This window comes from Algoriphagus zhangzhouensis (assembly GCF_900148515.1).
GTDB lineage: Bacteria > Bacteroidota > Bacteroidia > Cytophagales > Cyclobacteriaceae > Algoriphagus > Algoriphagus zhangzhouensis.
Map to the genome: position 1 here is coordinate 350652 of NZ_FRXN01000006.1, position 9418 is coordinate 360069.

The window sequence follows — 9418 nt, forward strand, 5'->3', positions numbered from 1 at the left end:
GGTAATATTATAAATCTTTCAACTAATCCCGAAATTTTGAAATAATGCGTATTCTATTTTTTAGCGAATCCCCTTGGAGTATTCCTTCTATTTTGGAAGTTTTAAAAGAGCATGAAATCCTTGGAGTAGTGATTTCTGGAAATGAAAATGTCGTTAGTTCGGATTTGCTAGGTTTCTTAAATCAAAGTAAGGTTAAATGCTTCAATCTAGATGAAATAGAACAAGAAATCGAATTAGAGTCTATTGATATGGGTGTTTCATTTGGGTTTACTAAAAAGATTCCAGAATCGATTTTTTCTAAAATAAAACTTGGAGTTATAAATATTCACTTTGGTGAGCTTCCAAAATATGCGGGTCCGTCTCCTTTATTCTGGGTTCTAAAAAATCAAGAACCGAATTTAGTTATCAGTTTTCATCGAATTAATGATCAATGGGATGCTGGACATTTATTGATGAAAGAAGTCTTACCAATTTTCCCAGGAGAACCAATAGGTTTGTTGGGATCAAGAGCCGCATTTGCGACTTCAACAAAGCTTAAGGAACTAATCAAAAACATAACATTAGTTGAGTCAGTTGATTTAGCTTTCAATAACAAACCATTAAAAAGGCCAACTGATACAGATCTAACTATTGAATGGAGAAATCAAAAAGCCAATGAAATAGAGGCTTTAATTAATGCAGCCAATCCGTCTTATGGAGGTGCTATTTCTAGTTTCAGGGGAAGTCCTATTAGGATACTTGAGGTGAGTCCAGCAGATGTGAATATTACTGGCATTTTTTCACCAGGAACCATCGTTTATTCCGATCCTCAATATGGAGTTTTCGTGATTTGTGGAGATTACAATTTTTTAAGAATCAATATTTTACAATTAGAAGGGACAATTATTTCTGGTCAAAAATTAGCTGCATTAGGGGTGAGAGTTTATGAAAAATTTGAATGAAACTAACTTTTTCTTGTCAATAGTTTAATGGACGGGATGTTTTGTTTGAGATTCCAAAAAAATAAAAAGAAATTAGTTTTAGAATTTAATTTTTTAATTAGAACCTTTGGTAGAATTTAATTGGGTTTCTGGTAATTTTTTGTAAATTTTCCAGAAGTGTTAGATTATTTTTAGTTAAATATGAAAAGAAGGCTGTTTTTAGAGAAAGTAAGTTTAGCAGCAGGAATCATTGCTGTACCAAATATTGGCTTGAGTTCTCAATTGTTAGAAAAGGATTCTAAGTCAAAGTTTATTTTCCATATAGGAGAAAACTCTACCCAGTTTAAGCAGGTACTGGAGAAAGTTGGTGGTTTTCATCGATCCTTAGTCTTCCTTACCGACGCAACAGAATTTGACTTTTCATCTGGCTTGAATCTAGATGCAGCTTTATACAAGAAAGATCTCAATTTGACATTACAGGAAGTTGAAGAGGTTCTATGGGTTAACTCTATGATTGAGGATCGACCTGATTATGTCAAAGAATATCTGATTAATCAAAGACTGGGAAAGAAAGTAGGGATTCTAGGTTTGGATTTTGAAAGTCAATTTGAATCATTTTTGGAGGTAATAGAAAAACTTGATCTTAAAGCTTCTTTTCTTAAAGAGAATCAACAGTGTGATCAGGTATTTTGTCTTATAAACATCCCTGAAAATAAAAAAGGGGAAATAGCTTTAGAAAAGTTAGCTCGATTTAGTTCAGCTATTGATTTTTTCTTTGTTGAAAGAGCAGATTTTCCTTCAAATAATTTATTGGCTTTGCCGAATAAAGATGGGAGGCAAGTCATGTTGAGTATCAACACGAAAAATGACATTTGTTGTTCAAATATAGAATACGTCAAAAATTCTATAGTAAGCTTTATTAGTGAATAATAGGAAGAAAGGCAATTAAGTGTGCTTTGTCTTAGAATTTTAAACATTAAATTAAATCATTTTTATATATGACACCAACACTAGGAGAAATTAGAATGTTTGCTGGCAATTTTGCACCTAGGTCCTGGGCTTTTTGCAATGGGCAACTGATGCCAATTGCTCAAAATCAAGCCCTCTTCTCGATTTTAGGAACAACCTATGGCGGTGATGGGAGAACTACTTTTGCTTTGCCTGATTTAAGAGGAAGAGTTCCTATCAGCCCCGGACAGGGTGCTGGCCTGACTGAATTTCGCTTAGGTCAGAGGTCTGGTAGAAATGATGTAACAATTACAGCGCAAAATCTGCCTCCTCATAGTCATACATTCAATGTAAGTAATGCAGCAGGGACTAGCTCTACGCCAGTTGGGAATGTTCCGGCTAATTCTCAAGTCCAAATTGAGAGAGGAGGAACAGAGCACCCAGTTAATTCAAGTGGGACAAATGCAAATGCGACTATGGGGCCTAGTGCCATCGCAAATAATGGAGGAAACCAACCTGTTTCAATTATGAACCCCTTTTTAGGGTTGCACTATATAATAGCACTTCAGGGAATTTTTCCTTCAAGAAACTAATACGGAAATAAAGACTTTGAGAATCATGTTTAGCACTTTAAACTTTTAGAATATGGAAGGAATGATCGGTGAGGTTAGAATATTTGCGGGCAATTTTGCGCCTCGTACTTGGGCATTTTGTGAAGGGCAATTGTTGGCAATCGCCCAAAACACTGCTTTGTTTTCAATTTTAGGAACTACTTATGGGGGAGATGGAAGAACCACCTTTGGCTTGCCGGACTTGAGGGGGCGATTTCCGATTAGCCCTGGTACTGGTCCTGGATTGAGTAATGTGGCTTTAGGGCAAAGAGCAGGAGGAGAGAATGTAACAATGACACAAGCCACGATGCCCAATCACTCTCATCCAATGAATGTAGACAGTGGGGCAGGAACTACCAACGAACCGACAGGTAATTACCCAGCATCTAATAATGTTCAAGTAGAAAGAGGTGGGACCGTCTACGATGTAAATTCTTTTGCAGCCTCTCCCAATGCAAGTATGGGAGCAGGGGCAGTTGGAAATACAGGCGGTAGTATCCCTATGAATATTCGAAACCCCTATTTGGGTTCTTATTACATCATCTGTTTACAAGGGGTTTACCCTTCAAGAAACTAATCTTAATAATCAATTCAAATTTTTAAAATATGGAAGGTACAATTGGAGAAATTAGATTGTTTGGGGGGAATTTTGCTCCAAGGTCTTGGGCGTTTTGTAGTGGTCAGCTATTGGCTATTTCTCAAAACACATCTTTATTTTCAATCATTGGGACCATATATGGGGGAGATGGACGAACCACTTTTGGTCTTCCAGATTTAAGAGGTAGGGGAGTCGTGAGTCCTGGTAGAGGTCCCGGATTAAGTGATATTCGTCCAGGAGGCAGGGGTGGAAGTGAGGATGTTACGATGACCACTCAAAATATGCCTTCTCATAATCATTCAGTTTCAGTGAATAATGCTGCGGGTACTTCTTCATCCCCCTCGAATGGTTATTACGCAAATTCGCAATTTCAAATTGAAAGAGGAGGAGATATCTATGATGTGATGTCTTATGGAACTACCCCATATGGTACAATGGGAGGTAGTGCAATTGGAAATACAGGTGCTGGAACTCCTGTGGATATTAGAAATCCCTATTTGGCGGTTAATTTCATTATTTGTTTACAAGGGATTTTCCCTTCCAGAAATTAATTGAAGTTCTAGGTAGGATATGCCAGTCGGATTTTATTGAAAATTTTAATACCCTTTACTTATGAAGACTTTTACGTCACGGTTTTTCTTGTTCATCCCTATCCTCTTTTTGTGGACGAGTATTTTTAGCCAAGCCCAAACCACGGTTACTTTTGATGAAATCACGGGTTCTACGGCCAATTCGTTGAACGGGACAAATACCTATGATAATTCTGGGGTCAGGTTTCAAATTTTTTCTGGCTCAAATAATAATGCATATGTCAGTTCATTTGACAGAGGTTTTAATGACACCCGGGCATTAGATGATACCAATTTAACCGTTGGAGGGGTAACTGGCTGGAAAATCAGGAAAGTGGATGGCTCCGCTTTTCAGTTTGTCAGTATTTGGTTGCAGGAGGGGTGTGGGTGCTCCTCAACTGATGGGACTGTAAAAGCATTTAAAAATGGGAGCCAAGTTGGATCTACAGTAAATGTTACTTTTGATAGTAGGTCGGCTGGCGCTAAGAATTTTGTAGCAAATCCTGATTTTTACGATGTGGATGAAATTCGGATTGAGGGAGTAGACCTTTATGTATTGATTGATAATTTCACGTTTGGTGCTCCTTATAGCCCTGTAGATGGGGATCCACCTGTTGTTTCTAGCATCGCTCTTGTTGGAACCCCTTTAACCACCGCCACTACTGTTGACTACACAGTTACTTTTTCAAAAAACGCCAAAAATGTCACATCTGATGATTTTGAGCTAACCACCGTGGGAACGGTTGGTACTGTTGGTGCAGTTTCAGGTTCTGGGACTACTTATAATGTAACTGTAAATGGAATTGATGGAGAAGGTACGATTAGGTTAGATCTCAAGGCAGGTACTGATATAGCCAATGATGATGATGTCACGGGAACTCCTGCTTTTACACTGGGTCAGCTTCACAATGTAGGAGAGTGTTTTGTTGAAACTTTTGAAACCGAAACGGATGAAGCTACAACCTTTAGTGGTAATGGGCTGAACTTTACATTAGGTACTGGTCTTAAAATCGAAAAAAGATTAGGGTTTGGGGCAGGTCCATCTAATGGATATATCACCAATAATTTTACAGCTGGTACTTTCTCACTTTCCAGTGGTACAGAGTTTACCATGAAGACCATTGATTTGTTCCTTTCTGATATGAGCAATGGGAATAACCCCACTGGAACGGGGACTTTGGTCATCACCGGTAAAAAAGGTGGAATAGATCAATTTACCATTACAAAAACAACTGGATTCCCAACAAATACAGCGGTCAATAATGGTTTTTTCACCCTTGACTTTGCAACCGATGGTGCCGCTAATTATAGAGATACCAATGTAGATGAACTGGTATTTACAATCAGTGGAGGCTTTATTGAACTTGCCATCGATAACATGAATTTCTGTGAGGCCGCTCCGGATGTGGATGCAGATGCACCTGCAGTTAATAGTATCTTAAAGGTCGGTAACCCAGTTTCTACCTCTACTACGGTGGATTTCCAGGTGACTTTTGATGAGGATGCATTTAATGTCACTACGGATGATTTTGATTTGGTTCGTACCGGTACTGCAACAGGTGCTATTACAGGAATCAGTGGATCAGGCTCAGTATATACCTTAAACGTAACTGGTATTTCTGGTGAAGGTTCTATTCAGGTAAAACTTCTCGCTGGAACTGATATTGCGGATGACTTAGGCAATACTCCACCATTTGAATATGTCAATGGGGAGATTCATTTGGTAGGAGCCTGTTATATTGAAAACTTTGAAACATTCCTAGATGGAATTACAGCATTTACCTCCAACGGGGTTGATTTGACATTAGGTGGAAATTGGGAAGTTAATGTAAGAAGTGGCTTTGGTATCAATAGCTCTGATGTGTTTGTTGAAAATACGGGATCTGGAACCTATACTTTAGATTTGAGTGAGCCCGTTCGGTTCAGTCAAATCGCATTTTTCCTTTCTTCTGAAGTCGGATCTATTATTAATCCAACTGATGACGGCACCTTGACTATCCGAGGAATTAGTAGTGGATCCACAGCATATACGATCACCAAATCAACAGGCTTCCCTACTAATTTTTCATCTAATAATGGATTCTTCTATATAGATTTCTCTACAGAAGGTGGGGCGGATAATTCCGGTACTTATGTAGATGGATTGGAAATAGAAATAGGAGGTAGCTTTGTCTATTTAGCAATGGATAATCTCCAATTCTGTTCTGATTACGAGCCACCTACGGTTACCTTGTCCGTGACCCCAACATCTAGATCAGAAGGTGTGGCAACTGCTACAGAAGTGATAGCCACTCTATCCGGCGTCACGTCTGGAGATGTTTTAGTGGACTTGGGCTTTAGTGGTACAGCAACTGGTAGTGGAGTGGATTATTCTTTGAGCGGAAGTCAGATTTCCATTACTGCGGGGAATACTTCAGGGTCAGTAACCTTAACTAACGTTCCAGATGCACTTTATGAAGGAAATGAAACGGTCATCATTGATATTACCAGTGTGACCAACGCAGATGAGGATGGAACTCAACAGGTAACTTACACTATTGTAGATGATGATTCTGAAGCTACTGTTTCACTTGAGTTGTTGGACATATATAACCCAATTACTGATGAAAGTGGAGGTCAAGCTTATGTAAGAGCAAAAATTGATGCAGTGGCAGGTGTTACTGTTACAGTTCCACTTTCATTTAGTGGTACTGCAACCGGTGGTGGAACGGATTATAGTATTACGGGGTCTACCATTACTATATCTCCAGGGCAAACCATGGATAGTATTCGTGTCACCTCACAATATGATGGGATTGAAGAAGGAGATGAAACTGTCATAGTGACGATGGGGACCCCTACAAATGGATTGAAAGGTTCTCCAGATCAAGTGACTATTACGATTATAGATGAAGATGCAGCTCCACCTTCTGGTTACGCTGTTTCCATTGACCAGGACCCAATTACTCCATCCAATTCATCCAATGTAAGTTTCACTTTTTCAGGAGCTGACATAGGAACTACCTATTATTATTCTTTCTCAAGTTCTGGAGGGGGGGCACCCGTTACAGGTTCGGGAACTATAGCAACTCCAACAGATCAAATCACCGGGATTGACTTAAGTGGATTGGGAAATGGAACGATAACCTTATCAGCGTCTCTAGAAGATGAATTTGGAAATGAGGGGGCTGCTGCGATCGATACTTCTGAAAAAATTGCCAGTAATCCTCCAACTTTCACCGGACTTCCTACGGATATTACGGTATATGAGGAAATACCAAGTAATATTGACCTTTCAGCAGCCACATTTGATGATGTAGATGCAGCACCGGATGACATTTTGGAAATTTCATATTTGGCTTTGGGAGGAACTCTTTCATTTAACGCAGGAACTGGAATCACAATCAGCCAGCCAATTCCTGGAGCTTGGACTACTTCGGGTACTCTTTCAAATTTAAATACGTATTTAAGTGATCCTGCTTCCATCAAGTTTACCAGCAATCCAGGGGTAATTGGAGATAATGCCGGAAGTATTGGCTTATCTGGGAATGATGGACTAGTAGGGGCATCATTTGGTACAATTAACATAGATGTAGAGCAAGGAATTGCATTTTCCATCAATGATGTGTCAGTAGTTGAAGGTGATGCAGGAACCATCCCACTTACATTTACGGTCTCTCTGACTGCTCCAGCTCCGGCAGGAGGCGCGACAGTTGACTATGCCACATCCGATGGATCTGCGATAGCGGGATCTGATTATACTGCTATTAGTGGAACACTGAGTTTTGCAGTAGGAGAAACGAGTAAGACTATTGATTTAAGTGTTTCAGGTGATGAAGCTGTGGAGCTAGATGAAACCCTTACTCTAACTCTTTCAAACCCTACAGGGACAGGAATAGTAATTGGAGATGATACAGGAACAGGTACCATAACAAATGACGATCAAGCTACCGTAACTATAGCAGATGTGGCAGTCAATGAGAATTCGGGTACTGCAACCATAACATTGACGCTTGACAATGCTGTGGATGGAGGCTTTGATGTGGACGTGAGCACTGCTGACGGTACGGCTACGACTGGAGATAATGATTATACGGCTGTTACGAGTCAAACCTTAACTTTTGCAGGTACAGTAGGGGAGACCGAGACTTTCAACATTACATTAGGTGGAGATATCAAGGTAGAGGCAGATGAGACGGTAAGTATTTCAATGAGTAATCTGGTTCCGATCATTGTGTCCTCTGGTAATATAGATATTACTGATGGAGCAACCTTGACAATTACCAATGACGATCAAGCTACAGTAACAATTGCGGATGTTAGCGGAAAAGAGGATGATGGATCGATTACTTTAACTGCTACCTTGGACAATGCGGTAGATGGAGGTTTGACCGTGGATGTAAGCACTACAGATGGTACAGCAACTGTGGCCGATAGTGATTATTCTGCTGTTGCGAGTCAAACCTTAACTTTTGCAGGAACAGAAGGAGAAACACAAACCTTTACTGTGACTCCAACTGTAGATGCTACACCAGAGCCAGACGAAACGGTTTTAATTTCAATGGGTAATCTGGTGCCAACAACTGTTGCCGGTGGTGATATCGATATCTCAGATGGGGCTATTTTAACCATCCTAAATGATGATATCAATGCTCCAAGTACTCCTGATTTGGTTCCTTCCAGCGACTCTGGAATTAGCGACAGTGATGATATCACCAATGATAGGACTCCAACACTGCAAGGTACTGCAGATCCGAATACTACTATTGAGATATTCAGTTCCGTAGAAGGATCGCTGGGCGAAACCACTTCGAATAACGTAGGTGTGTGGGAATTTACACCCGTATCTGAACTGAGTCCAAATCCTGGAGTACCAGCCGTATCTCATGATTTTACTGCTAGAAGCAAAGACGGCTCGGGGAATTTTAGTGATTCCGGACCATTAACCGTGGTGATAGATACCAAAGCACCAGCTCCAATTGTAATTGGAGGGTTGACCCTTCAATTGGATAACAATGGAAATACTCCAAGTATATCTCCATCAGACTTATTAGCCAGTCCAATTTCAGATGATTATTCAGCTTCAGGAGATATTCAATTAACATTGAATGTCAACAGCTTTGATTGTGCAGATATAGGGCCGAATCCAGTAAGGTTAACTGCGACCGATGAAGCTGGTAATTCAGATTATGCAGAAACTATTGTTTTTGTTCAGGATATAATTAGTCCTACGATTGTGGCGAAGACAACGATTACATTGAATGTAGATGCATTTGGAACCGTTATTTTGACTCCAAATATGGTTGATGAAGGCTCATTCGATAATTGCGGTATCCTAACTAGGGAATTGAGCCAAACTAATTTTGATAGAACTGATGAAGGAGTCAAAAACATTACCTATACAGTAACAGATGTAAATGGTAATCCATCTCAAGTAAATATTGCAGTTACAATAGTGGTGGTGCCTAAAGTGTTGAACATCACAGTCGATGCAGGCCAAAGCAAAGTATATGGCGATGCAGACCCTGTATTTACTTTTGTGGCCGATGGTTTTGAAGCAGGAGATGATGAGACGATTCTAACAGGAGCCTTGACCAGAGTAGCGGGAGAAGATGTTGGTACCTATTCGATAACCTTGGGTACACTGGATGCCGGTCCAAACTATACGATCAACTTTACGGGAGCTGATTTTGCGATCACCCCTGCAATCTTGGATATCACAGCCGATGCAGGCCAAAGCAAAGTCTATGGAGATGGCGATCCTGTATTTACCTACCAATATTCAGGCTTGAA

6 protein-coding genes are annotated in these 9418 nt (G+C 40.1%); all 6 read left to right on the forward strand.

Annotation, left to right across the window (positions count from 1 at the left end):
- Window positions 1-44 precede the first annotated feature (44 nt).
- Window positions 45-941, forward strand: coding sequence for a methionyl-tRNA formyltransferase (locus BUF13_RS19405; RefSeq protein ID WP_073573474.1), 897 nt, complete (start codon window positions 45-47; stop codon window positions 939-941).
- Window positions 942-1121: 180 nt separating this feature from the next.
- Window positions 1122-1850 (forward strand): hypothetical protein, encoded by a 729-nt coding sequence (locus tag BUF13_RS19410; RefSeq protein ID WP_073573475.1) that lies wholly within the window; start codon window positions 1122-1124, stop codon window positions 1848-1850.
- Between the two features lie 68 nt (window positions 1851-1918).
- Entirely contained in the window at window positions 1919-2461 is a 543-nt protein-coding gene (locus BUF13_RS19415) for a phage tail protein (RefSeq protein ID WP_073573476.1), read from the forward strand.
- Between the two features lie 52 nt (window positions 2462-2513).
- Window positions 2514-3056 carry a phage tail protein gene (locus BUF13_RS19420; protein ID WP_073573477.1) on the forward strand — a complete coding sequence of 181 codons (543 nt, stop codon included), beginning with the start codon at window positions 2514-2516 and terminating at the stop codon, window positions 3054-3056.
- A gap of 29 nt (window positions 3057-3085) precedes the next feature.
- Complete coding sequence (locus BUF13_RS19425) at window positions 3086-3628, forward strand: phage tail protein (RefSeq protein ID WP_073573478.1); 543 nt, start codon at window positions 3086-3088, stop codon at window positions 3626-3628.
- Window positions 3629-3689: 61 nt separating this feature from the next.
- Window positions 3690-9418: Calx-beta domain-containing protein (locus tag BUF13_RS19430; RefSeq protein ID WP_244547797.1), on the forward strand; the 5729-nt coding region annotated here is incomplete at its 3' end.